Here is a 24,818-nt window from a genome sequence, read left to right on the forward strand (position 1 = left end):
GCCGGATTGCAGCATCGCCTCACCGTTCGCGTCCAGCCCAAGGCCTCGGCCGACCGGATCGAGGACTGGGCGGAGGACGATTCCGGGCGGAAATTCCTGAAAGTGCGGGTGCGCGCGGTGCCGGAAGACGGCAAGGCGAATAGTGCTGTCCAGAAATTGGTCGCCAAGTGGCTTGGACTGCCCAAGTCTGCGGTCAGAGTCGTGACAGGCGGCAAGACTCGGCTAAAAGGCCTCGAAATCGATGGGCCGCCGGACCTCGCGGCCCGGCTCAGCGGGGACGAAAGATGACCGCCATCCGGATCAGTGGAAAAGACATCGCGGCGGATGTCCGTGCCAAAGTGGCGGCCGTGGTCGCAGGCCTGCCGGAGAAACCCAGCCTGGCGGTGATCCTGGTTGGCGAAGACCCGGCCAGTGAAGTCTATGTCCGCGGCAAGCTGAAGGACACCGAAGAGGCCGGCATGATCTCGGTGCACCATCGCCTTCCGGCGACGGCCTCCCAGACAGAAATCGAAGACCTGATCGCCAGCCTCAATGGCGATGACTCCGTCGATGGCATCCTGCTGCAGCTGCCGCTGCCGAAGGGCCTCGATGCGGATGCCGCGATCGAGCGGATCGACCCGTCCAAGGATGTCGACGGCCTGACCGAAGTGTCCGCCGGGCGCTTGTCGCTGGGCAAGCCGGGGCTGCGCTCGTGCACGCCATCCGGCTGTGTGATCATGGCGAAGCGCGCCCTCGGCGACGACCTCTCCGGCAAGCATGTCGTGGTGATCGGCCGCTCGATCCTGGTCGGCAAGCCGGCCGCGCTCCTGTTCCTGGCCGAGAACTGCACCGTCACCATCGCCCATTCGCGAACGAAAGACCTGCCGGCGGTGTGCCGCGAGGCCGACATTCTCGTGCCGGCGGTGGGGCGCCCGCAAATGGTGAAAGGCGACTGGCTCAAGCCCGGCGCCATGGTCATCGATGTCGGCATCAACCGTATTCCCGCCCCCGAGAAAGGGGAGGGCAAGACACGCCTCGTCGGCGATGCGGACTATGATAGCTGCGCTGAAGTCGCCGGGCACATGACGCCGGTGCCGGGCGGCGTGGGCCTGATGACGCGGGCCTGTCTGCTGGTGAATACGCTGTATGCGGCCTGTGCGCGGCGTGGCTGGCAGGCGCCGGAAATCGGATGAGCCAGCCTTACGCCCCGACCGAGACGCCGCTGTTCAAGGCCTTGTGGGAAGCTCAGGACGGATGTTGCGCGCTGTGCGGGCAGACCATGCCGTCCAGCCGGTTCGATGTAGCCCATTCCACGCTCTGGAAACATCAGCGCCCGACCTATGACCACATCATCGCCGTGGCCCGTGGCGGTCCGGATACGGCCGACAACCTCCAGCTGGCGCATGCGCGCTGCAACAAGGTGAAGGGCATGGGCAATGTCCGCCCGCCGGTCCGCAAGGGCTAGGCAAGCCCGGCCTCTATCGCAGCGGCCTGATAGGTGCGGGAAACCGGCACGTCGGTGCCGTTCTTCAGGACCAGCACAAGTTTGCCATTCTCGCGCCGGGCATCGCTGACGCCGTCCTTCGCGACCCACCAGGACCGGTGGACCTGACCGCCCGCGGCGCCCTCCAGTTCGCGGACCGCATCCGCCAGCCGCATCAGGATCAGCTCCTCGCCGAGATTTGTGTGGACCCGCAGATAATGGTCTTCCGATGAGACGGCCCATAATTCGGCCTGCCGGAACCTGACCGGCAGGCGATCGAGGAAGCGCTGAACCGCGTCGGACGCGGCGGGCCGGTTCGCTGCGGCGGACGACCGGCTGGCCTTGCCGATCAGGAAGCCGGCCAGGGTCAGCACCAGCGACATGGCAAAGACATAGACATATTGCATCGGCAGCAGGTGCATCGGCACCCAGGTCCCGAACAGGCCCATGTACAGATAGAGGGACAGCAGCACCGGAACCGAGATGATGGCCGCGGTGATCGCGACCTTCACCGGCACAAGCTTGCCCACGATCTCCCGCACGAAAACAGCCGGCGCGACAAATTCGGCGGTGGTGATGCCGACCGCGCAGGTGACGACCCACATCAGGAAACGCACCCAGACCGGGGAGTCATGGTCATAGACACCGAAAAAGGTGAGCATCGCCGCGATCCCGAGGATCACCGCCGCATCGCGCAGCCGGGTCTTCAGGTATTGCGGCATGACATCTCCCTGCAATTCGCGCTTCGTGAAGCGTTCTGGCCGTATTTCGCGAAGGATTCCAGCTTCTCCGCGTAGATCGCGTGGCGGCGCCAGCGGCTGCTCGCCAATGTCTCCTCATCGAACGCCGGACAGTCCCGACAGACTGGCCTCATTTCAATGAAGGAACAAATCCTCATGACCGACCTCGCCCAGACTTTCCGCCGCATCAGCCTGCCCAGGCGGGTGCGCCGCAACACGATCCTGCTGATCGCCGCGCCCGTCGTTTACGGGATCATCAGCTGGCTCATCCTGAAATCAGCCGGCAATCCGCCGGTCCACTTCCGGATCGACATCGCGCCCCTCGTCGAGGCTGCCTTTGTGGTGAAGCTTCATGTCCTGGGGGCGGTGGTTGCCTTCGTGACCGGCATCATCCTCCTGCGCGGGGTGAAAGGGTCGGGCTTGCATCGCAAGCTCGGCTACACCTGGGTCGCGGCGATGGCGCTGGCGGCGATCAGCTCTTTCTTCATCACCGGACTGAACGGCAGCCACTTCAGCTGGATCCACGGCATCTCGGCCTGGACGGTCGTCGCGTTGCCCATGGCCGTCGCTGCCGCCCGCCGCCGGAACATCGCCAAACACGCCAGAGGCATGACCAGTGCCTTCGTCGGAGGCTTGCTGGTCGCCGGATTGTTCACTTTCCTGCCCGGAAGGATGCTCTGGTCCATTTTCTTTGCAGTGTGACGGTGTGAGCCCTTACCGCCCTGCCGAAAGGCCGCTACACGAAGGTGTAACCAGAAAAGAGAGCGGGAGATGAAAAGGGCAGCCCTTTTGATATCATTGATCGGTCTCGCCGCCTGTCAGGCGCCGGGGCCGATTTCCATTCCTGGGATTACGCGCGCACCACAGAGTGCCGAAGAAGCCCTGGAGCCGTATTATCGCGGACTGCCGGATGACTATTATCCCGAGGCGCCTCCCGGCCTGCCGCTGCCTTCTGCCGATACGCCCCTGACGCGGATCCTGGTCGGGTCCTGCCTGGATGAAGAGAAGGGGGACAGCGAGAGCCTGCGCTCCGTCGCGGCGACGCCTGCCGACCTGTTCCTGATGATTGGCGACAATGTCTATGGTGACAAGGACGGGAACGCCTATCGCACCGGCGATGCCGACCTGACTGAACTGCGCGAGAGTTTTTCAGACCTTGCCGCCCGGCCGGATTTCCAGGCGGTGCGCGCATCGCATCCGATGATGGTGGCGTGGGACGATCACGATTACGGCCTGAATGACGGCGGCAAGCATTTCGCCTTCCGCCGCCAGTCGGAGCGGATCCATGAGCGTTTCTGGGGCCTGCGCAACCAGGATGTCGGCGCCTGGCCCGGCACCTATTATGCCCGCACATTCGGCCCGGAAGGCCAGCGTACGCAGATCATCATGCTGGATACGCGCTTCTTCCGCTCAGACCTGACCGACACCGACGATTCCAGCGTGAAGGGCCAGGAACGCTACATGCCGTCCAGCGACCCCAATCAGGACATGCTGGGCAACGACCAGTGGACCTGGCTGGAAAACGAGCTGCAGAAACCGGCGGACCTGCGCCTGATCGTGTCTTCGGTCCAGGTGATGCCGGATGTCCATGGCTGGGAAGCCTGGTCACGCCTGCCGGCGGAACGGACCCGGCTGTACAGCCTGATCAACGAGACCGGTGCCAACGGGGTCGTGTTCGTGTCGGGCGACCGGCATGCCGGCTATCTCTACCGGGCAGACGACCTGTTGCCTTACCCGGTCTATGAGATCACGGCCTCCTCGTTCAATGTCTCTTACGGGGACACGACCGACGAGATGGACGCAGCCCAGATCGGCGAAGGCTATGCCAAACCGAATTTTGGATCACTGGATATTAACTGGAATGAGGGTAGCGTGACGCTTTCAATCCACGCCAGTGACGGTGCAACTGTCGAGGAAGCAACCGACAAATTCAGGTAGGCAGAATGCCTCTCAGCCCCTCGATGTCTGACACACGCAATGTGATTGTCCTCATCATCGCCGTGATGATCCTGCAGGTCGCCGGCGGGTTGATCAGCGTGCTGACACCTCTCGGTCTTGAAGCGATGGGCACGCCGCCGGAGGCGATCGGCCTGATCGCCGCGCTGTATGCTGCCGGGTTCATGCTGGGCGCGTGGCTGGCCCCGCGCACGCTGGCCACCATCGGACATATCCGCCTGTTCGCCGCCGCGTCTGCGACCAACGCCGTCAGCGTGCTGTCGCTGTCGCTGGTGCATGACGAGCTGTTCTGGGCACCGGTCCGGGTGATCATGGGCATGTCGCTGGCTTTCAGCTTCACCAGTATCGAAAGCTGGCTCGGCAGCGTGGTTCCGGAGAAGTCTCGCGGAAATGTGATGGGCATTTATCACACCGGGGCGAAGCTCTCCCTGATCATCGGTCCGTTCTTCGTGGCGGGCCTGTCACCGCTGGACACGCGGGCCTACACCTGGGCGGCGCTGTTCCTGTCGCTGGCCCTCGTGCCGGTCTGCCTGACACGCAAGGAACAGCCTGTCCTGCCCGAGCGCCGGTCGATGCCGCTGATGGCGCTGTACCAGCTGGCCCCGGCGGCTGTGCTTGGCGCGCTGATTGCCGGAATCGTGAACACGGGCACCCAGTCGCTGCTGCCGATCTATTTCGAGGGCTTCAAGATCGGGGGAGGGGGCACCGCCGCCGCCGCCATCGCCAGTGGCGCCGCATGGACCGGCGGGCTGCTGCTGCAATGGCCGGCCGGGCGCCTGTCCGACCGAATCGAACGCCGTCTCGTGATTGCCGGCCTGGGCGGCATGTCGGCCCTCGCGGCCCTGTTCATTGCAATTTTCGGGACCCGGCTGAGCGAGATCTCTGTCATTATCGCGCTCGGTTTCTGGGGCGCCGGGGCGCTGTCCTTCTTCAGCCTGTGCGTGGCCCACGCGATCGACCGGACGCCCAAGGTTCTGATCCCGCAGGTCATGTCAGGCCTGCTGTTTGTCTGGGCCGGCGGGTCGATCATCGGGCCGCTCCTGTCAGGCTTCGCCATGCGGGCGGATGGCGAGTTCGGCCTGTTCGGCCTGGCGGGCGTTCTGTTGATCGTGCTGACCATTGTGATGATCATGCGCGTGCGCTCCAAACCCGTCGCGATCGAGGACAAGCTGGCCGAATGGAGCCCTGTGCTGCCGACCCCGCTGGCCAGTGTGAAGCTCGACCCGCGCATGTCGGACCGGGACGAGAATCCGGCAGAGGAAACCGCTGCGGAAGAGGCCCAGGAAGAGGCAACCGGAGACGCGACGGAAGAGGGACCGGATTCGCAGACGGATACTGAGGCTGCGCCTGAGTCCAAAGTTTAGTACCCAGCTGGTTGCAGCGGCAGTCAGGACTGTTATACAGCCCCCCACCACGCTGGGCAGTGACCCTGCCGGGGCGGACCAGGCAAACAAGGCAAGAGCAGAATGAACATCCACGAATACCAGGCCAAAGCCGTGCTGAAATCTTTCGGCGCGCCGGTCGCGGACGGCGTTCCCGTCCTGTCTCTGGACGATGTCCAGAAAGCTGTCGACTCACTTCCCGGACCGCTCTGGGTCGTTAAATCGCAGATCCACGCTGGCGGCCGCGGCAAAGGCAAATTCGTGGAAGCGGAAGCCGGCGAAAAAGGCGGTGTCCGCCTCGCGTTCAGCAAGGAAGACGTGATGACCTACGCCAAGCAGATGCTTGGCAACCACCTCGTCACCGCCCAGACCGGCGCAGACGGCAAGCAGGTCAACCGCCTCTACATCGAAGACGGCGCCGACATTGATCGCGAACTTTACCTCTCCATGCTGGTTGACCGCTCCACCTCGCGCGTCGCCTTCATGGTCTCCACCGAAGGCGGCATGGACATCGAACAGGTGGCCCACGATACGCCGGAGAAAATCCTTACCCTCAGCATCGACCCGGAAACCGGCGTGACCGATGCGGACATTGCCAAACTCAATGAAGCGCTGAAGCTGGAAGGCACGGCGGCTGAAGACGGCAAGACACTGTTCCCGATCCTCTACAAGGCATTCACCGAGAAGGACATGAGCCTCCTCGAAGTGAACCCGCTGATCGTGATGGAAAACGGCCACCTGCGCGTCCTCGACGCCAAGGTCTCCTTCGACGGCAACGCCCTGTTCCGTCACCCGGACATCGTGGACCTCCGCGACAAGACCGAGGAAGACGAGAAGGAAATCGAGGCCTCCGAATGGGACCTCGCCTATATCGCCCTCGACGGCACCATCGGCTGCATGGTCAACGGTGCGGGCCTCGCCATGGCGACGATGGACATCATCAAGCTGTATGGCGAAGAGCCGGCCAACTTCTGTGACGTCGGCGGCGGCGCCGGCAAGGAGAAAGTGGCAGCCGCCTTCAAGATCATCATGAAGGACCCGAACGTGAAGGGCATCCTCGTAAACATCTTCGGCGGCATCATGAAATGCGACGTGATCGCCGAAGGCGTGATCGCAGCCGTGAAAGAAACCAATCTGGCGGTTCCGCTGGTCGTTCGCCTCGAAGGCACGAATGTCGACCTCGGCAAGAAAATCATCGCCGAGTCCGGCCTGAATGTCATTCCGGCCGATGACCTCGACGATGCCGCCCAGAAAATCGTGAACGCAGTTAAAGGCGCCTGAGACCAGATATGTCCATTCTCATCGACAAGAACACCAAGGTCCTCACGCAGGGCATGACCGGCAACACCGGTTCGTTCCACACCAACCAGGCGCTGGCTTATTTCGGCACGCAAATGGTCGGCGGTATCCACCCGAAGAAGGGCGGCACCAACTGGACCGCCGATAACGGCCAGGAACTGCCGATCTTCGCATCGGTTGCCGAAGGCAAGGAAAAGACCGGCGCAGACGCGTCCGTGGTCTATGTGCCGCCAGCCGGTGCTGCAGCCGCCATCGAAGAAGCCATCGACGCGGAAATCCCGCTGATCGTGTGCATCACGGAAGGCGTTCCGGTGCTCGACATGGTGCGCGTGAAGGCGAAGCTGGAGAAATCCAAGTCGCGCCTGATCGGGCCGAACTGCCCGGGTCTCATCACCTCAAACGAGTGCAAGATCGGCATCATGCCGGGCTCCATCTTCAAGAAGGGCTCTGTCGGCGTCGTCTCGCGTTCGGGCACGCTGACCTATGAAGCCGTGTTCCAGACCACCCAGGTGGGCCTCGGACAGACATCCGCTGTCGGAATCGGCGGCGACCCGGTCAAAGGCACGGAATTTATCGACATCCTCGAAATGTTCCTTGCTGATGACGAAACCGAGTCCATCATCATGATCGGTGAGATCGGCGGCAGCGCGGAAGAAGAAGCCGCGCAGTTCCTGATCGACGAGGCCAAGAAAGGCCGCAAGAAGCCGATGGTTGGCTTTATTGCCGGCCGTACCGCGCCTCCGGGCCGGACGATGGGCCATGCTGGTGCCATCGTGTCGGGCGGCAAAGGCGATGCGGAGAGCAAGATTGCTGCAATGGAAGCAGCCGGCATCCGTGTCTCGCCGTCGCCGGCACGCCTTGGTACGACCATGGTCGAGGTACTTAAGGGCTAGAAGGCCCGGATACATTAGCCAGGACGGCCCGTGGCGGGCCAGCTCTTGGCGTGGCCAGGATCTGTCCCCGCCCAGGCCGTCCTCTCATATGCACCCGGTAGGTTCCGGGAAACCATTACGTTCCTAAATAGTGGGAACGGAAATGTCCCAGAGGACGGAATGGACATGGCAGACGACGGCAGCCCGATGAATGATGCGCGCAGCAAAGGCAATGCGGCCTTGCTGGACACAGCCTTCCTGTATGGCGGCTCGGCCCAGTGGATCGAGCAGATGCAGGCGGCTTATGCGAAGAATCCCAACTCTGTCCCTGAGAGTTGGCGGGCCTTCTTCGCAGACATGGGCGATGATTCATCGAGCGCAGAGCGCAATGCCGAAGGCGCGACCTGGAAGCGCAGCGACTGGCCCCGCCCGGCGCTGGACGAACAGGTCGCTGCCTTTGACGGCAACTGGGCGCTGCTGGAACCGAAACTCGAGAAAAAGATCAAGGGCGCCCGCCCGGCAGCGTCCGACGAGGATGTGCACCGTGCGGTGAAGGATTCGATCCACGCGATCATGATGATCCGTGCCTACCGCATGCGGGGCCACCTCGCCGCCCAGCTCGACCCGTTGCGCCTCGACGCCCCCGGCAGCCAGCCGGAACTCGCGCCGGCCACCTATGGCTTCGGCGACGGGGACATGGACCGCAAGATCTTCATCGATGGCTATCTCGGCCTCGACATGGCGACGGTTCCGGAAATGCTGGAGATCCTGCAGCGGACCTACTGCTCCACGATCGGCATCGAGTTCATGCATATCTCCGATCCGGAGGAAAAATCCTGGCTTCAGGAACGGATCGAAGGCCCGGACAAGGGCGTTGCGTTTACCGACCAGGGCAAGAAGGCGATCCTGGCCAAGCTAATCGAAGCGGAAACCTTCGAACGCTTCCTGCACAAGCGCTATCCGGGCACCAAGCGTTTCGGCCTCGATGGCGGGGAAGCCGCCGTGCCGGCGCTGGAACAGATCATCAAGCGCGGCGGCGCGCTGGGCGTGAAGGAAATCGTGGTCGGCATGCCGCACCGCGGACGCCTCAACATGCTGGCCGCCGTGATGGGCAAGCCCTACGAGCAGATCTTCCACGAATTCCAGGGTGGCAACACGCAGGGCGCCGACGCATTCGGCTCCGGCGACGTGAAATACCACCTCGGTGCCTCCTCCGACCGTGAGTTCGACGGCAACAAGGTGCACCTGTCGATGAACGCCAACCCGTCTCACCTCGAGGCGGTGGATCCGGTCGTGCTCGGCAAGTCCCGCTCCAAGCAGGAGATGAGCCACCGGGAAACCGGCACGCTGGACCGTTCGATCGTCCTGCCGCTGCTGCTGCATGGCGACGCCGCCTTTGCAGGGCAGGGGGTCGTGTCCGAATGTTTCGCCCTGTCAGGCCTTCAGGGCTACCGCACCGGCGGTACGATCCACTTCATCGTGAACAACCAGATCGGCTTCACCACCAGCCCGATGTATTCGCGGTCCTCTCCGTACCCGTCCGATGTGGCGCTGATGGTCCAGGCCCCGATCTTCCACGTCAATGGCGATGACCCCGAAGCGGTGACCTATGCCGCCAAGGTGGCGACCGAGTACCGGCAGAAGTTCCACAAGGATGTCGTCATCGACATGTTCTGCTACCGGCGCTTCGGTCACAATGAGGGCGACGAGCCCATGTTCACCCAGCCGGTGATGTACAAGAAGATCAAGAACCACGTCTCGACGCGCGAAATCTACGCCAAGCGCCTCGTCGAAGAGGGTCTTCTGACGGCGGAGCAAGTCGAGCAGCAGGTGACGGATTTCGAAGTCTATCTCGATCGCGAGTTTGACGCCGGCAAGAATTTCAAGGCCAAGAAAGCCGACTGGCTGGACGGCGAATGGAAAGGCCTCGGCCTGCCGCATGACGACGAACGCCGCGGCAAGACCGGCGTCGCCAAGAAGCGGCTCCAGTCGATCGGCCAGTCCATCACGACGGTGCCGGAAGGCGTCGACATTCACCGCACGCTGGCCCGTGTCATCGACAACCGGTCCCAGACCATCTCGAAGGGGCAGGGGCTCGACTGGGCCACGGCCGAGCATCTCGCCTTTGCGACGCTGGTGGATGAAGGTTTCCCGGTGCGTCTCTCCGGCCAGGATTGCGGCCGCGGCACGTTCTCCCAGCGCCACAGCCACATTGTCGACCAGACAACGGGCGAGAAGTACACGCCGCTCAACAATATCCGTGACGGCCAGGCCCAGTATGAAGTGATCGACTCGCTGCTCTCGGAAGAGGCGGTGCTCGGTTACGAATACGGCTACTCGCTGGCCGACCCGAACACGCTGACCATGTGGGAAGCCCAGTTCGGCGACTTCTCGAACGGGGCGCAGGTCTTCTTCGACCAGTTCATCTCCTCGGCAGAGCGCAAATGGCTGCGGATGAGCGGCCTGACCGTCCTGCTTCCGCACGGCTATGAGGGACAGGGGCCGGAGCACTCCTCCGCACGCCTCGAACGCTTCCTGCAGATGTGCGCCGAAGACAATTGGCAGGTCTGCAACCTGACGACGCCGGCGAACTATTTCCATGCCCTGCGCCGCCAGATCCACCGCGACTTCCGCAAGCCGCTGATCATCATGACGCCGAAATCGCTGCTGCGTCACAAGCTGGCGACGTCCTCGCTGGACGACATGAGCTCGAAGACGTCGTTCCACCGCGTCCTCTGGGACGATGCGGAGACCGAAGGCCGCGAAGGCAAGGTCAAGCTGGTCAAAGACAACAAGGTGCGCCGCGTCGTGCTCTGCTCGGGCAAGGTCTATTACGACCTGTTCGAGAAGCGCGAGGAACTGGGCATCGACGATGTCTACCTGATGCGGATCGAGCAATTCTATCCGGTGCCGCGCAAATCCATGATGAAGGAAATGTCCCGCTTCAAGCAGGCTGAATTCGTCTGGTGCCAGGAAGAACCGCGCAATATGGGCGGCTGGACCTTCATCCGCGACGAGATCGAATGGTGCGCTGCGCAGATTGGTGCAAAGATCCCGCGTCCGCGCTATGCTGGGCGCGCGCCTTCGGCAGCCACGGCAACCGGCCTTCTGTCGAAGCACAATGCAGAGCAGAACGCCCTCGTCACGACAGCCTTGTCACCCGATCCGGTCGATGACCGTATCGTTTCGCCCTGACTTTCAGAAACATAATAACGCATACGGATCATCTCATGACCGACATTACAGTCCCTACGCTTGGCGAAAGCATCACAGAGGCCACGGTTGGCCAGTGGCTGAAAGCCAAGGGCGATACTGTGAAGAAAGACGACGTGCTCGTTGAGCTCGAGACCGACAAGGTCTCCGTCGAAGTTTCCGCCACAGAAGACGGCGTGCTGGGCGAAATTCTCGCCGAGCCGGGCGACACGGTTGAAATCGGCGCGCTCCTGGGCCGTCTCGAAGGCGGGGCAGGCGGTGCGAAACCGGCCGCCGCTGCCGCGCCCGCGAAAAAGGAAGAAGAAAAGCCCGCCGCTGCGCCGGCAGCATCCGGTGGCGGCTCGACCGACATCGTGGTGCCGGTCATGGGCGAAAGCGTCGCCGAGGGCACGCTCTCCACCTTCCTCAAACAGCCGGGCGACGCGGTGAAGAAGGACGAGACCATTGCCGAGATCGAAACCGACAAGGTGGCCCTGGAAGTGCCGGCTCCGGCCGATGGCGTGATCGCCGAATGGACCGTGTCCGAAGGCACGTCCGTGACGCCAGGCTCCGTGATCGGACGGGTCAGCGCATCCGGCGCAGGCGCGTCTTCCAAACCCGCCGCGGCGCCAGCGCCGAAGGCCGCTCCGGCGGCCGCCTCGGAGGAGCGTCCGGTCGCCCCGTCGGTCCGCCGTATCTCGGCAGAGGCCGGGGTCGATCCGCAGAATATTCCAGGCACCGGCCGTGACGGCCGCGCAACGAAGGCTGACGCCATGGCTTATGTGAATGCCCCCAAGGCTCCGGCCGCCGCACCGGCGCCGAGCGCCCCGCGCGAGACCGGTCCGCGGGAAGAGCGTGTGCGGATGACCCGCCTGCGCCAGACCATCGCCCGCCGCCTGAAAGAAGCCCAGGACACGGCGGCCATGCTGACGACATTCAACGATGTCGACATGGGCGCCATCATGGACCTGCGGAAGAAGCACCAGGAAAGCTTCGTCGCCAAGCACGGCATCAAGTTGGGCTTCATGAGCTTCTTCGTGAAAGCCTGTGTGAACGCGCTGAAGGAAGTTCCGGCGGTCAATGCCGAGATCGATGGCCAGGACATCATCTACAAGAACTTCTATGACATCGGCGTCGCAGTGGGGACCGAAAAGGGCCTCGTCGTGCCGGTCGTGCGCGACTCCGACGACCTGTCTCTCGCGGGTATCGAGAAGGCGATTGCCGAGCTCGGCCGCAAGGCCCGCGACGGCGAGCTGACCATCGGCGACATGCAGGGCGGCACGTTCACCATTTCGAACGGCGGCATCTATGGCTCGCTGATGTCGACGCCCATCCTCAACCCGCCGCAGTCCGGCGTGCTGGGCATGCACCGCATCGAACAGCGCCCGGTTGCCGTGAGTGGCGAGGTCAAGATCCGTCCCATGATGTATCTCGCGCTCTCCTATGACCACCGCATCGTCGACGGCAAGGAGGCGGTGACCTTCCTCGTCCGCGTCAAGGAAGCGCTGGAAGATCCGGAGCGCATGCTGCTGGAAGTCTGATCCATCCGGCACAGATGATTTCAAAAAGCCCTCCCGCGCCGGGAGGGCTTTTTCATTATCAGGCCGTCTTCACGATAGGTTGAGCGGGCCTCTTTGCGCGAGCCCTTGCATTGCGCGCCGCGCGCCACAGCTTAAGCTGAACCAAAACGCAGGAAGGAACGCCATGACCGATCCCACTTACACCCCGCCGAAAGTCTGGACCTGGGACAAAGAGAGCGGCGGCCGCTTCGCCAGCATCAACCGGCCCATTGCCGGGCCGACGCATGACAAGGAGCTGCCGGTCGGCAAGCATCCCTTCCAGCTCTACTCCCTCGGTACGCCGAATGGGGTGAAGGTGACGATCATGTTCGAGGAGCTGCTCGCCGCCGGGCACAAGGATGCCGAATATGATGCCTGGCTGATCAATATCGGGGAAGGGGACCAGTTCGGCTCCGGATTCGTCGATATCAATCCGAACTCCAAGATCCCGGCACTGATGGACCATTCCACCAATCCGCCGACCCGTCTGTTCGAATCCGGATCGATGCTGCTGTATCTCGCCGAGAAGTTCGGCGCTTTCCTGCCGACGGATCATTACAAGCGGACCGAAGCGATCAACTGGCTGATGTGGCAGATGGCCTCCGCGCCCTTCCTTGGTGGCGGATTCGGCCATTTCTACGCCTATGCGCCGGAGAAATACGAATACCCGATCAACCGCTATGCGATGGAAGTGAAGCGCCAGCTGGACGTGCTGGACCGCCGCCTCAAGGACAATGAATACCTTGCCGGTGACGAATACTCGATTGCCGACATGGCTGTCTGGCCCTGGTATGGTGCCCTCGTGACCGGCGCGGTTTATGATGCGGGCGAGTTCCTGCAGGTGCAGGACTATACGAACGTCATCCGCTGGATGAAGCAGGTCGGCGCCCGGCCGGCCGTTAGACGCGGCCAGATGGTCAACCGCACTTTCGGCAAGCCGGAATCCCAGCTGCGCGAGCGCCATGACGCCAGCGACTTCGACACGAAGACGCAGGACAAACTGGAAGCAGAAAGCAACTGACGGGTGCCGCGAGGCAAATCACAGTGACGGACTGCGGCTTCTCAGCGCCTTTGCTTGCGGGCAGCGCAAAGCCCATATAGGGCAGGGCGATCACACCTGAGAGGCCGCATGACGACCTATAAATCAGACCCCCGCCGCCACACGGCGGAAACCGCAGAAACGATGACGGACGTCCGTTATGAGGTCGACCGGATTGACCGGCTGCTGGTGGAAATCCTGGCCGAGCGCCAGTCCTTCATGGACGCTGCCGCCCGCATCAAGGGTGACCGCAACATTGTGCATGACCGGGCGCGAATCGAGGATGTTGTGGCAAAGGTGAAGGCAGCCTGCGAGGCGGCCGGCCTGTCTCCGGCCATTGCAGAGCCTGTCTGGCGGACCCTGATCGACCGCTGCATCGCCTATGAATTCGAAAGCTACGACGCTTTGAGGGCGCCTTTTCCGGCCAGTTCGTGAGAGGCTTTCGCCACTTCTTCCATCGTTTCCGTCAGGCAATCGCGCACATCGCCCAGCAGAACGGCGGCGGCGGTAATGCTGGGCGGGGTCTCGGAACGGCCGGCTTTTTCGGCCAGTTCACAACACCTGGCGAGCCGCAGCGCGCCGAGTGAGAGGCAGGCGCCTTTCAGCGTATGGGCCGCATCGGCCCATTGCTTCGGATCGGCCTTCGGATCCATCAGGCGCATCCAGAGCCCTGTTTGTTCGCGGAAAATATCGATCACTTCGAGCGCGAGGCTCCTGTCGCCACCGGTCATGGCATTGAGATGGTCACGGTCGAGCAGGGCAAGTGTGGAAGACATTTTCTGGAATCTCCGGCAATTGCAGAAATTATTGCACATCCGCTTTGTGACGAGGTTAATGCGCAAAAAACCGTTACCATTAAGGGTTTGTCGGAGAATGGATTCCGCGATATACACCCCGGAAACGGGGCAAAATTGCTTCTGATCCGAACATTTCTGACCTCATGGGGGCCGCAATGACGTTCATCGTCGTAATCCGAAATCTGGTCATTGCCGGCGTGCTGGCCTGGCTTGGCATCGAATATGCGCCGGATGACAATTCGGATAAGTCGGTGTCTGGCCCTGAAAGCGCCTTGATTCCCGGAAATCCTTTTAACTAACGTTCTGGCACGGCCCGCTGCTGTTAAGCATTCTGGTCTCGCGCCAGAAGCTATGACGCGGTATAAGGGTGGTATGAGCGAAAATCCCGAAGCTCGGCCCTCTGGCCGGGATTTGCTGGCCAGGCAAGAGGCATCGGAATATTTCGAGCTGGCACAAAGTGGTGGCAGCTGGATGGTCGTGGGCGGATTTGTCGCCGCGTCCATGTGGATCGGTGCGGCCGCTGGCGTAATCCTCGGCTTTTATGGCGTGCCTGCGCTGATGGCGCTGAACCCCTTCATATTGGCGGGCGGTGCGATGGGCATTGCTGTGCCAGCCCTGCTGCTTGTCATGGCCGGATATATGGGGCGCACCAATCGCCGGGCCAGCGCGGCCAATGCGCTGGTCATGTCGGCCGCAACCCGCCTGATGGCCCCCGCGCGTGAGGCCGGCACCGAAGGCATCACCTTTGCCGAACAGATGAAACAGGCCGCCGCCGAGATCGATCACGCCATGGCGCATGCCCTGACGGCGATGAAAGCCATGTCGGGCGAGATTGGCGACGAGCGCATGCGCCTTGAATCCGTGGCCTATGCCAGCGCCGACAATGCGCGCGACCTGACCGAGCGCCTGTCCGCTGAGCGCCAGGCGCTGGAAGGCCTTGCCCGGGACCTGCGCGGCCAGCTGAGCGAAATGAACGATGCGATCCCGCGCCAGGCCGAGGCCATGGTTGCGGCAGCGCGTGCAGCCACCACCGAAATCGGACAGGCCGACGAGATGCTGGACAACCAGCTCGAAGCCATGCGCTCTGCCAGCGAGGCACTGGCGGCACGGCTGGTCGATCTGGACAATCTGACCCGCGAAGCCGGGGCCCGCACCGAGACGCTGACCTTCGCGATCAGCCGGATCGAGGAGAAGCTCGACCAGTCCCGCCGCACCGTCGACACGGCCGTCCGGGCAGGGGAGATCGCCGCGGCGGCTGCGATGACGACCGGCGATGCGCTGAAAGATGCTGTTTCGTCCGCCATCGAAGGCGCCCGGCAGGCCAATAACGAAATCAACCAGTCGACCCGCGCCGCTGCGGAAGAGGCGGCCCAGGCGCTGGCCCGGTTGCGCCAGGCCGGACAGGAAACGGCTGCCTCGCTGCGCAGCACCGAGTTCGCTGCCCGCGCTGAAGTGGCCCGGATCGACCGCACTGCCGTGCTGGAAGGCCAGAAGCCGAAACCGCCGGCTGCTGACCCGCCGCCAGTTGTGCAGCAGGCCGCGCCTGCCCCGGCACCCGCACAGGAACAGGCTGCCCCGGCGCCGACGGTCACACCGCCTCCGCGGACAGAGCCTCCGCCGGCCCCATCCACCAGAGGCCAGGTGAATGGCGGACAGGTGAACGGAAAGAGCCAGACGAACGGCCATTCCATCACCAATGGGCATTCCCTGAAGGACGACGCCCCGAAACGCCCGCCGCCGCGCCGCGCGACCGATCCGGATGAAGACCTGTTCGATGCCGCCGCAGAAGTGCTGGCCTCGGCTGGCCAGAACGAGACGGCAGACAAGACGCCGGACAAAACGCCAGACAAGACGCCTGAGCCGGAGGTGAAGGATACGCCGCTGGAGCTTGGCAAAACGGTCGATCCCAAGGATCGGGAACCGGTCACGCTGCGCCGCCGGTTTGACGATGTGAAAGAAGAGCCTGAACCCCCGCCGCATCCGCTGCGCCGGGCGACGGACTTCCCGCAGGCCGGGGTAGGGGCAGGCACTGAAGCGGTGCCGGACACGCCCGCGGCCGCTGAACCGCCGCCCTCCGTTGTCACGCCGCCTACACCCAAAGGGGAACAGGCTGGCGAAATGGGCTGGCGCGACATCATTTCCGACATGAGCCGGGATGACCCGATGCCTCGTGACCGCGAGGAAGTGGCCGACCGCCTGATCTCGCGGCTGCAGTCCTCGGGCATTCAGCTGCCGGAAGCGTTCAAGCCGAAGATGAAACGCAAGATCGCCGAGGCGGCCCGCAAGGGTGAGCAACAGCGCAAGGCCGCGATCCTGGAACATGCAGGCCGGCAGGTGGAGCGGGTGACGCAACGCCTGCGCAATGACGATGATTTACGCGAACTGGCCGCCAGCTTCATTGAGCTGGAGCAGGACGATGCGCTGAACGCGCTGGAACAGACCCAGCGCACCAGCCGGAATGCCAGCCCGCGCCTCGCGGCCTATCTGCTGCTCGACGCGGCGCTTTAGATCAGACGCCGACGACTTCTGTCTCGGCGGCTTCTGCCTTGATCCATTTGATGAATTCCCGGACATCCGGGCTGAGGTGGCGGCCTTTGGGCCAGACCAGCCAGTAGCCGAAATCGATGCTGGTCGACCCGTCTGCAAACGGCGCGACGAGCCGGCCTGAGGCGAGGTCGGAGGCGGCGATGGCCTGTTTGGCCAGCGCCACGCCGCGCCCGGCGGCCGCGGCTTCGATCACGAGAATGGCCTGGTTGAAGCGCGGCCCGCGGCTGGCATCGACGCCGTCCACCTTGCGCGCGCGCAGCCAGCTGGCCCAGTCGGGGCAGGAGGGGTCAACTTCGGTGCTCTCATCGTGCAGCAGCGTGTGGTTCTTCAGGTCTTCCGGCCGGCGGATCGCGTCCGGCCCGTCCAGCATGGCGGGCGAGCAGACGGGAAGCACGGTTTCATCGAGCAGTTTTTCCGATTTCAGCCCGTCATAGCTGCCCCGGCCATAGCGGATGGCGAAGTCAGCATCGGCGGCGGTGAAGTCCGTCAGGCCGGTGTCGGCGCTGATCCAGGCCTCGGTTCCGCTGTGGAGCTGGTGGAATTTGTCGAGACGGGGCGCCAGCCATTTGGCGGCGAAGCTGGGGGCGCAGGAGACCATGACCCGGCCTTTGCGGGCAGGGGATTGCATGATGCGGCCAGCTTCAGAAATTCTCTCGAACGCCTCACGCACCAGCGGCAGGCTCGCCTGCGCGGCATCTGTGAGCAAAACTGAACGCCCGGTCCGCTTGAACAGGGGCGTTCCGGCATAGTCTTCCAGCTGCCGGATCTGCTGGGAGATGGCGCCCGGGGTCACATTTAGTTCATCGGCGGCCTGTGTGAATGACAGGCGCCGGGCGGCGGCTTCGAAGGCACGCAGGGCATTCAGCGGGGGCAAACGGTCTGTTGGTTCGGCCATAAATAGTTTCTCTAAAGCATCGCTGTAGGGGTTGCCAGTTGTGTCTCTCCCGTCAAGAGCCATTTTGGCAGCGTGTTGATCAGCTTAGCTAAATAGGGGCTCTGTGCGCATGCGCCAGTTTCCAGCGTTTTTTAATTTGTCCGGCCAGCGCGTGGTCATCGTCGGCAGCGGCGAGGAAGCCCTGCGCAAGCTGCGCCTGTTCGTGTCTGCCGGCGCCTTGCCCGTGATCATATCGGATCATGCCGGACCAGCGCATGATCATGCGGTTGCCTCGAAGGCGACCGCCATGACCATGGATGACCTGCCGACCGCCCTCGAAACCGCCCGCCTTGCCATCGTCGCCGAGGACAATCCGGACGCGATCGCAGCCATCCGCGCCGCGCGGGTTCCGCTGAACGTGGTCGACCGGCCAGAGCTGTGCGATTTCACCGTGCCCTCCATTCTGGACCGGGGCGACATTGTCGCCGCCATCGGCTCCAACGGCACGGCGCCGGTGCTGGCGAAATCCATTCGTACCAAGCTTGAGGCGCTGCTGCCCGCCCGCATCGGAGACCTTGCCGCGCTGGCAGGCCGCCTGCGCGAGACGGTGAAAGCTGCGCTGCCGGACTTTTCCGCCCGCCGCAAATTCTGGGAGCGCACGCTGACGGGCCGCGCCGCAGAGCTTGCCTATGCCGGAGACCTGACCGGTGCCGAAGCCGCGATGCGCGCCGAGCTTTTCGCGCCAACGGGGCAGGGCGTCGTGCACATTGTCGGCGCCGGCCCCGGCGATCCGGAACTCCTGACCCTGAAGGCCCTTCGTCTGATCCAGGAAGCGGACATCGTATATTACGACCGCCTCGTGTCGGATGGGATACTCTCCCTCATCCGCCGCGATGCTGACCGCGTCTCCGTGGGGAAGGCGAAGGGCAACCATTCCGTGCCGCAAGGCCAGATCCATGAGCTGCTCATCGCGTCCGCCCGCGAAGGCAAGCGCGTCGTGCGCCTGAAGGGCGGTGACCCATTCGTCTTCGGACGGGGCGGGGAGGAGCTGGACGCCGTCGAGGCAGCGGGCGTCGAGGCGTTCGTCGTGCCGGGCATTTCCTCCGCGCTCGGATGTGCGGCCAGTGCCGGTATCCCGCTGACCCACCGCGATCATGCCCAGGCCGTGACCTTCGTGACCGGCCACGCCAAGGCTGGCGGCGTGCCGGACCTCGACTGGCCGTCCCTTGCCAAGCGCGGGCAGACCGTCAGCGTCTATATGGGCGTCGGCACGGCGGGCACGATTGCCGAGAAGCTGATCGAGGCTGGCCGGGCGCCGCAGACGCCGGTGGCCGTGATCGAGAACGGCACACGGGAAAATGAAGTCCGCGCCTATGGCATGCTGGAGGAACTGCCCCAGCTGATCGAGGCCCATGGCATCAAGGGCCCCGCGCTGCTGATCATCGGCGAAGTGGCGGGCCTGCGTGCTGGCCCGGTCACCACCCGTGTTTCCATTGAAGAACCTGCTCCTGCCAAAGAGGTCACCTCCGCATGACGTCCGTCCGCCCGAAACTGAAGCCTGAAACACCGAAGGCCGTCACCGCCTGGGAAACGGCCACCGGCAAGTCCGTCTGGATGACGGAGGTCGGCACCTGGTCTGAAGATGCCAGCAAGGCCGCGGCCTTTACCGGCGAGATCGCCGAGGCACGCCTTGCCGAAGCCTTCAAGCAGGAAGGCAAGGTGACCGACCCATACTTCATGGAAGTGACGGAAACCGGCGGGATCACCGGACGCGAGACCATCCGTGAGACCATCCGCGCCACCGGCCCGACCGTGGCCTATGGAGAGGGCGCCTGATGCCGACCCGTGAGATCACCCGCCTGACGCTGTATGGCGACTCCATTTCCGGCAATTGCCAGAAGCCGAAATGGACGGCCGACTTTCTGGGCATTCCCTTCGACTGGGTTGAAGTGGATATCCTGAAGGGCGGCACACAGACGGAAGACTTCCTGGCCGTGAACCCGGTGGGGCAGGTGCCTGTGGCGCGCTGGCCGGACGGGCGGACGCTCGCCCAGTCGAACGCCATCATGCTGTACCTTGCCGAAGAGGCCGGCAGCGACCTGATCCCCGAGGACAGCTTCCGCCGGGCGCAGATGATGAGCTGGCTGTTCTGGGAGCAATACTCCCACGAGACCGCCATCGCCGTGCGCCGGTTCCACAAGCATTACCTGAAGAAATCCGAAGACGAGATCGACCCGAACCTGATGGCCAAGGGCCGCCGGGCCCTCGGCGTGATGGAGATGCAGCTGACCTTCACCGACTGGATTGTCGGGGAACGGATGACGCTGGCCGATATTGCGCTGGTTGCCTATACGCGCCTCGCCCATGAAGGCGGCTTCGATCTTTCCGAGTTCCCGTCGGTTGAGCGCTGGGTCAGCCGCACCGAAGCGGCGCTCGGCATTCCCCACGCCAGAGAAGCGGCTTAGGCAGGTTAGAGAGTATGACTGATTTGTTCGGCTATACGTTTCCAGACAATCTGGCCTGCGCCGTCTGCGAGCATGTTTTCGCAGGCGACCGGATCTCCGTGGTTTGTCATGACCAAGACGGTGGGCTGCAGTTCCTTTGCGGGGCTTCAGGTCATCAGCCGGAAAACGCGAAGATCGTGGGGTTAGGGCAACTGGCAGAGTGGCATGACCTGAAGGTCTTGCCCGCCCTTTTGCATCCTGGCTTTACCGCCGAACTGTCTGACGCTGGCGAATGGGAAATTTTAGACACCCGTGAGGAGTCCTGATGTACAGATATGACGAATTCGATGCCCGGCTCGTGAAGGACCGGGTGGAACAGTTCCGGGGGCAGGTGACCCGGCGTCTCTCCGGCGAATTGCTGGAAGATGAGTTCAAGCCGCTGCGCCTGCAGAATGGCGTGTACCTGCAGCTGCACGCCTACATGCTGCGCGTGGCCATTCCCTATGGCCAGCTGAACGGCGAGAAACTGCGCCGCATGGCGGAGATCGCGCGCAAATATGACCGCGGCTATGGCCATTTCACGACGCGCCAGAACATCCAGTACAATTGGGTGGGCCTGAAGGATATTCCGGATGCGCTGAATGATCTGGCCGAGGTGGAGATGCATGCCATCCAGACCTCCGGCAATTGTATCCGCAACGTGACCAGCGACCATTTCGCCGGTGCGGCGGCGGATGAAGTGATGGACCCGCGGCCCTGGTGCGAGATCATCCGCCAGTGGAGCACCTTCCATCCGGAATTTGCCTTCCTGCCACGCAAGTTCAAATTCGCCGTGACGGCCGCCGCGCATGACCGGGCCGCGATTGCCGTGCATGACATCGGCCTGCGCATCGTGAAGCGCGGTGAGCAAGTCGGCTTTGAGGTCTATGTCGGCGGCGGGCAGGGGCGGACCCCGCATCTTGCCGCGCTGGTCAATGACTTTGTTCCGGAGGCGGAGCTTCTCGACTATGCCGAAGCCATCATGCGCGTCTACAACCGCCATGGCCGCCGGGACAACAAGTACAAGGCGCGGATCAAGATCCTCGTTGCTGAGCTTGGCGCGGAAGAATTCACACGCCAGGTGGAGGCCGAATATGCCGCCCAGCGCAGCCACGAAAAGATCGACCTGCCGCAGGCGGAGATCGACCGCATCCATGCCTATTTCGCCCCGCCTGCCTTTGATGGCGAGGATGGCACCGCGGCCTTCGAAGCCGCCAAGGCGGCAGAGCCGGCCTTTGCCGAATGGGCGGAGGTGAATTTGCATCCGCACAAGCAGGCGGGCCATGCCTCGGTCACCGTCAGCCTGAAGCCCATCGGCGGCGCGGCGGGCGATGCGACTGACCGGCAGATGGAGATCGTTGCCGACCTCGCTGAGCGCTATGCCTATGACGACATCCGCGTCTCCCATGCACAGAACCTCGTCCTGCCGCATGTGCCGGCGAAGCATCTCTACGCGATCTGGCAGGCGCTGGACGCCGCGGGGCTCGCCACGCCGAATGAGAGCCTGATCACCGACCTGATCGTCTGCCCGGGCCTCGATTACTGCAACCTCGCCAATGCCCGCTCCATCCCGATCGGGCAGGCGGTGCAGGAAGTGTTCGCGGACCCGAAATACCAGCGCGAGATCGGTCGGCTGCACATCAACATCTCCGGCTGCATCAATGCATGCGGCCATCACCATGTCGGCCATATCGGCATTCTCGGCGTCGACCGGAAAGGCGAGGAGTTCTACCAGATCAGCCTCGGCGGACGGGCCGACGAAAAGGCCGCCATCGGCTCCATCGCCGGGCCCGCCCTGAAAGGGGAGGACGTGCCGGAGGCCGTGAAGCGGATCGTCGATACCTATATGGCGCTGCGCACCTCGCCCGATGAGCTGTTCATCGACACGCTGGAGCGCGCAGGCGCAGACCCGTTCAAGGAGGCGCTCTATGCCACTGCTTAAGGATGGTGCAGAAATCGAGAATGTCTGGCTGTTTCTCGATCAGGATAGTGAAGCAGAACTAAAGCCTGACCAGGCGGTGACCTTACCTCTGGACCGTTTCCTGGAACTGGCCGAAAGCCTCGCCGGGCGGAATACCCCGGTGGGTGTACGCCTCGTTCCGGAAGACGATCCGGGGCTTTTGGAGCCATTTCTTGAATGGATTCAATTGGTTGAGGTCTCGTTTCCCAAATATACCGATGGCCGGGGATACTCCCAGGCTCAGCTCCTGCGCCGCCGTCATGGCTATGAAGGCGAGTTGCGCGCGGTAGGACACGTGCTGCGCGATCAGATTTTCTACATGAACCGTTCAGGCTTCGACGCTTACGAGACGGCCCGCGCTGACCTACCTAGTGTTCTGGAAGCCCTGAATGAATTCCGGGACACCTACCAGCCCGCCGCCGATGGCCGGGTGTCGGTGTTCCACGCAAGACACGGAAACTGACCTGATGCCCTATGGCGATATCAAACTCCGCCAGCTTGAGTCGACGGATGCGCGTCTCGCGCGTCTGAACGGCGAGCTGCGCGAAGCGTCTGCCCAGACCATCCTGCGCGTCGCCATGGTGCGCGAATGGCCTGAGCAGCTGACCTATGTGTCGAGCTTCGGGGCGGAAAGCGTCGCCATGCTGTCGCTGATCGCCGAAGTGGACCCGAGCCTGCCGGTGGTCTTCCTCGATACCGGCATGCACTTCCCGCAGACGCTGGACTATCGCGACGAGGTGATCGAGCGGCTGGGCCTGACCGGTGTGCGGTCGATCCCGCCGAACGAAACCGAACGCAAGGTCCTCGATCCGGACAACAAGCTCTGGCAGAGCGAGCCCGACGCCTGCTGCGCCCTGCGCAAGGTGCGTCCGCTGGAACCGGCGCTGGAAGGGTTCGACGCCTGGATCACCGGCCGCAAGCGCTTCCATGGCGGCGAGCGGATGAAGCTGCCGGTCTTCGAATTCGCGAACGGCCGCTACAAGGTGAACCCGATGGCAGGCTGGACGGCCGACGACGTCGACCTGTTCATGAAGCAGCGCAATCTGCCGCGCCATCCGCTGGTCGATCAGGGCTATCCCTCCATCGGCTGCTGGCCGTGTACCCGCCCGGCATCGGACCCGCTGGATCCGCGCTCCGGCCGCTGGGCAGGGCAGGACAAGACCGAGTGCGGTCTCCATCTCGACAAGACGGAACGTCCGCGGGTATTCTAAGGCTCTCTCGGGGCGGCTCTATCACACCAGGGGGTCCCCCATACGCCCTTCCCGGCACAATCGGGGAGGGCGTTTTCTTGAGTCGGATCAGCCCTGTTTTTCCCCAAATACGTGTGCCAGCGCGATCGCCCCGGCGGTGGCGACATTGATGCTGTCGAACCCTCCGGACATGGGGATGCGCACCGGCGTGGCCGCCGCGATGATGTCATCTGGCAGGCCCGGTCCCTCGGCGCCGAGCAGGATGGCGAGCTTGTCCGGCACGGGCAGGGATTGCATCGGCGCGGCCTCTGCGCGGGGCGTCATGGCCCAGACGGTATAGCCCGCGCTTAAGACGGCATTTACCATGTCCAAGCCCGTTCCGCCTTGGGCATAGGGCAGGAACAGGCTCGCCCCGGACGAGACGCGGATGGCCTTCCGGTAGAGCGGATCGCAGCAGCGTTCGTCCAGCAATATGCCACCCGCGCCGAAGGCTGCCGCATTGCGGAAACAGGCGCCGGTATTGTCGTGGTTCGAAATGTCGGACAGCAGGAGGAGCGGGCCTGAGCGCGGCTCATCCTTCGCAAGAAATTCGCCTGGTTGGGGAATGTTTCCTTTCAGCCCGCAGGCGAGTACGCCGCGATGCATGGGGAAGCCGGCCACCTGATCCATCACGTCCTGCGGGGCGGTATAGACGGGTACACCGGCAGGTACTTTTGACAGTAAGCCCTTCAGCGGCTCCAGCCGGGACTCGGCCAGAAACAGGCTCTCCACTGCAAAACGCAACCGCGTCAGCAGCGTCTCCAGCGTCACCTTGCCCTCGACAATGAACCGCCCGCCATGGCCGGAGGTCAGGTCCTTCTCACGGATGGACGTGTAGGCCGCAACGCGCGGATCGGCCGGGTCAGAAACGGAAAAAACGGGCATGGGAAAACCCATGCCCGTTCCGTCTGCTGCGATCAATCGCTTGGGGTTTACGATCAGTCGAGCAGATCTATGACGGCGTTGGCGACGAGGCCGGTGGTGACCTGCATCAGGTAGGCGTCTTCATCGACCACGACCCAGCGATAGCCCGGAGGGGCCGGTTCCAGGTCATAGCGGCGCCAGTCTTCGAATTCGTGGCCGGTGCGATAGTCCACCGGCAGGTATTCGCCCTGTTTCCACATTTTCTTGGCGTGGCCCGGCGGGATCTTGCCCTGCTTGGCCAGGCCCGGCGGCAGGTCGCCCGGGCGGGCGTGCGGCGGGTCGGCATACGCCATGAGGCCTGCGCTCATCACGGCGGCGAGTGAGAGGGGGACGAGTCTGAAAGTCATTTCAAGGCTCCTTCTGAGGCTTGGGGGCAAGGCTTGCGGGAGGGTTCTGGGGGATCAACGGCTGACGGAGCCGGCCGGTTCCCGGAAATCGGCCGCGATACGGGCGATCAAATCCGTTGTGTTGTATGCGCTGGCGATTGCGGTAGGAGTAAGGCA

Annotated in this window: 26 protein-coding genes; 21 read left to right on the forward strand and 5 right to left on the reverse strand. The window is 63.4% G+C overall.

Translation table 11 applies throughout. From position 1 onward, the window contains the following. The first annotated feature begins 6 nt into the window (after nt 1-6). The 3 genes from HAD_RS06955 to HAD_RS06965 are packed head-to-tail and all read left to right on the forward strand — an operon-like array spanning nt 7 to nt 1,444. Nucleotides 7-288, forward strand: a complete 282-nt coding sequence (locus tag HAD_RS06955; protein WP_035570170.1) for a DUF167 family protein — start codon at nt 7-9, stop codon at nt 286-288. Further along, a complete protein-coding gene (locus HAD_RS06960) occupies nt 285-1,172 on the forward strand; it encodes a bifunctional 5,10-methylenetetrahydrofolate dehydrogenase/5,10-methenyltetrahydrofolate cyclohydrolase (protein WP_035570171.1) in 888 nt (295 codons plus the stop codon). Before HAD_RS06955 ends, HAD_RS06960 begins: the two co-directional genes overlap by 4 nt. After that, nucleotides 1,169-1,444 carry an HNH endonuclease gene (locus HAD_RS06965; RefSeq protein ID WP_051595995.1) on the forward strand — a complete coding sequence of 92 codons (276 nt, stop codon included), beginning with the start codon at nt 1,169-1,171 and terminating at the stop codon, nt 1,442-1,444. The genes HAD_RS06960 and HAD_RS06965 overlap by 4 nt, the downstream gene beginning before the upstream one ends. On the opposite strand, the gene HAD_RS17865 is transcribed toward HAD_RS06965, so the two are convergent. Beyond that, nucleotides 1,441-2,184 (reverse strand): LytTR family DNA-binding domain-containing protein, encoded by a 744-nt coding sequence (locus HAD_RS17865; RefSeq protein WP_051595996.1) that lies wholly within the window; start codon nt 2,182-2,184, stop codon nt 1,441-1,443. The two genes, HAD_RS06965 and HAD_RS17865, sit on opposite strands and share 4 nt — an antisense overlap. 174 nt (nt 2,185-2,358) lie before the next feature. On the opposite strand from HAD_RS17865, the gene HAD_RS06975 reads away from it, so the two are divergent. The 9 genes from HAD_RS06975 (at nt 2,359) to HAD_RS07015 (ending at nt 13,936) form a co-directional block, all read left to right on the forward strand. Further along, nucleotides 2,359-2,904 (forward strand): DUF2306 domain-containing protein, encoded by a 546-nt coding sequence (locus HAD_RS06975; protein WP_241765317.1) that lies wholly within the window; start codon nt 2,359-2,361, stop codon nt 2,902-2,904. 69 nt (nt 2,905-2,973) lie between these two features. Then, the gene (locus HAD_RS06980) at nt 2,974-4,140 is read left to right on the forward strand and encodes an alkaline phosphatase D family protein (protein WP_035570173.1); all 1,167 of its coding nucleotides are present in this window, start codon (nt 2,974-2,976) and stop codon (nt 4,138-4,140) included. A gap of 23 nt (nt 4,141-4,163) precedes the next feature. Continuing rightward, the gene (locus HAD_RS06985; RefSeq protein WP_035570174.1) at nt 4,164-5,522 is read left to right on the forward strand and encodes an MFS transporter; all 1,359 of its coding nucleotides are present in this window, start codon (nt 4,164-4,166) and stop codon (nt 5,520-5,522) included. Nucleotides 5,523-5,624: 102 nt separating this feature from the next. Further along, nucleotides 5,625-6,821, forward strand: coding sequence for an ADP-forming succinate--CoA ligase subunit beta (sucC, locus tag HAD_RS06990; RefSeq protein ID WP_035570175.1), 1,197 nt, complete (start codon nt 5,625-5,627; stop codon nt 6,819-6,821). Between the two features lie 8 nt (nt 6,822-6,829). Continuing rightward, nucleotides 6,830-7,732: a succinate--CoA ligase subunit alpha gene (sucD, locus tag HAD_RS06995; protein WP_035570176.1), complete on the forward strand. Its 903-nt coding sequence runs from the start codon at nt 6,830-6,832 to the stop codon at nt 7,730-7,732. 165 nt (nt 7,733-7,897) lie between these two features. Then, the gene (locus tag HAD_RS07000) at nt 7,898-10,906 is read left to right on the forward strand and encodes a 2-oxoglutarate dehydrogenase E1 component (protein WP_035571798.1); all 3,009 of its coding nucleotides are present in this window, start codon (nt 7,898-7,900) and stop codon (nt 10,904-10,906) included. A gap of 35 nt (nt 10,907-10,941) precedes the next feature. Next, on the forward strand, nt 10,942-12,444 hold the full coding sequence (gene odhB / locus HAD_RS07005; RefSeq protein WP_035570177.1) for a 2-oxoglutarate dehydrogenase complex dihydrolipoyllysine-residue succinyltransferase: 1,503 nt from the start codon (nt 10,942-10,944) through the stop codon (nt 12,442-12,444). A 163-nt stretch (nt 12,445-12,607) separates the two neighbouring features. Further along, nucleotides 12,608-13,483 (forward strand): glutathione-dependent disulfide-bond oxidoreductase, encoded by an 876-nt coding sequence (gene yghU / locus HAD_RS07010; RefSeq protein WP_035570178.1) that lies wholly within the window; start codon nt 12,608-12,610, stop codon nt 13,481-13,483. Between the two features lie 108 nt (nt 13,484-13,591). Further along, on the forward strand, nt 13,592-13,936 hold the full coding sequence (locus HAD_RS07015) for a chorismate mutase (protein ID WP_051595997.1): 345 nt from the start codon (nt 13,592-13,594) through the stop codon (nt 13,934-13,936). Here the strand turns inward: HAD_RS07015 and HAD_RS07020 are convergent. Next, nucleotides 13,897-14,277, reverse strand: coding sequence for an Hpt domain-containing protein (locus tag HAD_RS07020; RefSeq protein ID WP_035570180.1), 381 nt, complete (start codon nt 14,275-14,277; stop codon nt 13,897-13,899). The genes HAD_RS07015 and HAD_RS07020 overlap by 40 nt on opposite strands. A gap of 176 nt (nt 14,278-14,453) precedes the next feature. Between HAD_RS07020 and HAD_RS18550 the strand changes: the two genes are divergently transcribed. Both HAD_RS18550 and HAD_RS07025 read left to right on the forward strand, forming a co-directional pair. Then, nucleotides 14,454-14,597: a hypothetical protein gene (locus tag HAD_RS18550; RefSeq protein WP_156942192.1), complete on the forward strand. Its 144-nt coding sequence runs from the start codon at nt 14,454-14,456 to the stop codon at nt 14,595-14,597. A gap of 73 nt (nt 14,598-14,670) precedes the next feature. After that, the gene (locus HAD_RS07025) at nt 14,671-16,806 is read left to right on the forward strand and encodes a hypothetical protein (protein ID WP_035570182.1); all 2,136 of its coding nucleotides are present in this window, start codon (nt 14,671-14,673) and stop codon (nt 16,804-16,806) included. A 1-nt stretch (nt 16,807) separates the two neighbouring features. On the opposite strand, the gene gcvA is transcribed toward HAD_RS07025, so the two are convergent. Then, nucleotides 16,808-17,740 (reverse strand): transcriptional regulator GcvA, encoded by a 933-nt coding sequence (gcvA, locus tag HAD_RS07030; protein WP_035570183.1) that lies wholly within the window; start codon nt 17,738-17,740, stop codon nt 16,808-16,810. A gap of 109 nt (nt 17,741-17,849) precedes the next feature. Here gcvA and cysG point away from each other — a divergent pair, with 109 nt between their 5' ends. From cysG to HAD_RS07065, 7 genes are read left to right on the forward strand one after another with little or no spacing between them, the layout of a single operon-like run. Then, nucleotides 17,850-19,253 carry a siroheme synthase CysG gene (cysG, locus tag HAD_RS07035; protein WP_035570185.1) on the forward strand — a complete coding sequence of 468 codons (1,404 nt, stop codon included), beginning with the start codon at nt 17,850-17,852 and terminating at the stop codon, nt 19,251-19,253. Continuing rightward, nucleotides 19,250-19,555 (forward strand): DUF2849 domain-containing protein, encoded by a 306-nt coding sequence (locus HAD_RS07040; RefSeq protein WP_035570187.1) that lies wholly within the window; start codon nt 19,250-19,252, stop codon nt 19,553-19,555. The genes cysG and HAD_RS07040 overlap by 4 nt, the downstream gene beginning before the upstream one ends. Next, nucleotides 19,555-20,184, forward strand: a complete 630-nt coding sequence (locus HAD_RS07045; RefSeq protein WP_156942193.1) for a glutathione S-transferase family protein — start codon at nt 19,555-19,557, stop codon at nt 20,182-20,184. Before HAD_RS07040 ends, HAD_RS07045 begins: the two co-directional genes overlap by 1 nt. 14 nt (nt 20,185-20,198) lie before the next feature. After that, nucleotides 20,199-20,489 (forward strand): hypothetical protein, encoded by a 291-nt coding sequence (locus HAD_RS07050; RefSeq protein ID WP_035570189.1) that lies wholly within the window; start codon nt 20,199-20,201, stop codon nt 20,487-20,489. Next, nucleotides 20,489-22,144: a nitrite/sulfite reductase gene (locus HAD_RS07055; protein WP_035570191.1), complete on the forward strand. Its 1,656-nt coding sequence runs from the start codon at nt 20,489-20,491 to the stop codon at nt 22,142-22,144. The genes HAD_RS07050 and HAD_RS07055 overlap by 1 nt, the downstream gene beginning before the upstream one ends. Then, nucleotides 22,131-22,625 carry a DUF934 domain-containing protein gene (locus tag HAD_RS07060; protein WP_035570193.1) on the forward strand — a complete coding sequence of 165 codons (495 nt, stop codon included), beginning with the start codon at nt 22,131-22,133 and terminating at the stop codon, nt 22,623-22,625. Before HAD_RS07055 ends, HAD_RS07060 begins: the two co-directional genes overlap by 14 nt. 4 nt (nt 22,626-22,629) lie before the next feature. After that, nucleotides 22,630-23,373: a phosphoadenylyl-sulfate reductase gene (locus tag HAD_RS07065; protein ID WP_035570194.1), complete on the forward strand. Its 744-nt coding sequence runs from the start codon at nt 22,630-22,632 to the stop codon at nt 23,371-23,373. 87 nt (nt 23,374-23,460) lie between these two features. Here the strand turns inward: HAD_RS07065 and HAD_RS07070 are convergent, their stop codons facing one another. After that, on the reverse strand, nt 23,461-24,276 hold the full coding sequence (locus tag HAD_RS07070) for a TrmH family RNA methyltransferase (protein ID WP_035571802.1): 816 nt from the start codon (nt 24,274-24,276) through the stop codon (nt 23,461-23,463). A gap of 53 nt (nt 24,277-24,329) precedes the next feature. Continuing rightward, a complete protein-coding gene (locus tag HAD_RS17870; protein ID WP_051595998.1) occupies nt 24,330-24,662 on the reverse strand; it encodes an RcnB family protein in 333 nt (110 codons plus the stop codon). Nucleotides 24,663-24,818: the final 156 nt, after the last annotated feature.

This window comes from Hyphomonas adhaerens MHS-3, assembly GCF_000685235.1.
Lineage (GTDB): Bacteria > Pseudomonadota > Alphaproteobacteria > Caulobacterales > Hyphomonadaceae > Hyphomonas > Hyphomonas adhaerens.

Bases quoted from the DNA above. Each gene is read 5' to 3' on its own strand.
- HAD_RS06960 (WP_035570171.1), top strand. From the start codon at position 285: ATGACCGCCATCCGGATCAGTGGAAAAGACATCGCGGCGGATGTCCGT.
- HAD_RS06965 (WP_051595995.1), top strand. From the start codon at position 1,169: ATGAGCCAGCCTTACGCCCCGACCGAGACGCCGCTGTTCAAGGCCTTG.
- HAD_RS17865 (WP_051595996.1), bottom strand. From the start codon at position 2,184: ATGCCGCAATACCTGAAGACCCGGCTGCGCGATGCGGCGGTGATCCTC.
- HAD_RS06975 (WP_241765317.1), top strand. From the start codon at position 2,359: ATGACCGACCTCGCCCAGACTTTCCGCCGCATCAGCCTGCCCAGGCGG.
- HAD_RS06980 (WP_035570173.1), top strand. From the start codon at position 2,974: ATGAAAAGGGCAGCCCTTTTGATATCATTGATCGGTCTCGCCGCCTGT.
- HAD_RS06985 (WP_035570174.1), top strand. From the start codon at position 4,164: ATGTCTGACACACGCAATGTGATTGTCCTCATCATCGCCGTGATGATC.
- sucC (WP_035570175.1), top strand. From the start codon at position 5,625: ATGAACATCCACGAATACCAGGCCAAAGCCGTGCTGAAATCTTTCGGC.
- sucD (WP_035570176.1), top strand. From the start codon at position 6,830: ATGTCCATTCTCATCGACAAGAACACCAAGGTCCTCACGCAGGGCATG.
- HAD_RS07000 (WP_035571798.1), top strand. From the start codon at position 7,898: ATGGCAGACGACGGCAGCCCGATGAATGATGCGCGCAGCAAAGGCAAT.
- odhB (WP_035570177.1), top strand. From the start codon at position 10,942: ATGACCGACATTACAGTCCCTACGCTTGGCGAAAGCATCACAGAGGCC.
- yghU (WP_035570178.1), top strand. From the start codon at position 12,608: ATGACCGATCCCACTTACACCCCGCCGAAAGTCTGGACCTGGGACAAA.
- HAD_RS07015 (WP_051595997.1), top strand. From the start codon at position 13,592: ATGACGACCTATAAATCAGACCCCCGCCGCCACACGGCGGAAACCGCA.
- HAD_RS07020 (WP_035570180.1), bottom strand. From the start codon at position 14,277: ATGTCTTCCACACTTGCCCTGCTCGACCGTGACCATCTCAATGCCATG.
- HAD_RS18550 (WP_156942192.1), top strand. From the start codon at position 14,454: ATGACGTTCATCGTCGTAATCCGAAATCTGGTCATTGCCGGCGTGCTG.
- HAD_RS07025 (WP_035570182.1), top strand. From the start codon at position 14,671: ATGAGCGAAAATCCCGAAGCTCGGCCCTCTGGCCGGGATTTGCTGGCC.
- gcvA (WP_035570183.1), bottom strand. From the start codon at position 17,740: ATGGCCGAACCAACAGACCGTTTGCCCCCGCTGAATGCCCTGCGTGCC.
- cysG (WP_035570185.1), top strand. From the start codon at position 17,850: ATGCGCCAGTTTCCAGCGTTTTTTAATTTGTCCGGCCAGCGCGTGGTC.
- HAD_RS07040 (WP_035570187.1), top strand. From the start codon at position 19,250: ATGACGTCCGTCCGCCCGAAACTGAAGCCTGAAACACCGAAGGCCGTC.
- HAD_RS07045 (WP_156942193.1), top strand. From the start codon at position 19,555: ATGCCGACCCGTGAGATCACCCGCCTGACGCTGTATGGCGACTCCATT.
- HAD_RS07050 (WP_035570189.1), top strand. From the start codon at position 20,199: ATGACTGATTTGTTCGGCTATACGTTTCCAGACAATCTGGCCTGCGCC.
- HAD_RS07055 (WP_035570191.1), top strand. From the start codon at position 20,489: ATGTACAGATATGACGAATTCGATGCCCGGCTCGTGAAGGACCGGGTG.
- HAD_RS07060 (WP_035570193.1), top strand. From the start codon at position 22,131: ATGCCACTGCTTAAGGATGGTGCAGAAATCGAGAATGTCTGGCTGTTT.
- HAD_RS07065 (WP_035570194.1), top strand. From the start codon at position 22,630: ATGCCCTATGGCGATATCAAACTCCGCCAGCTTGAGTCGACGGATGCG.
- HAD_RS07070 (WP_035571802.1), bottom strand. From the start codon at position 24,276: ATGCCCGTTTTTTCCGTTTCTGACCCGGCCGATCCGCGCGTTGCGGCC.
- HAD_RS17870 (WP_051595998.1), bottom strand. From the start codon at position 24,662: ATGACTTTCAGACTCGTCCCCCTCTCACTCGCCGCCGTGATGAGCGCA.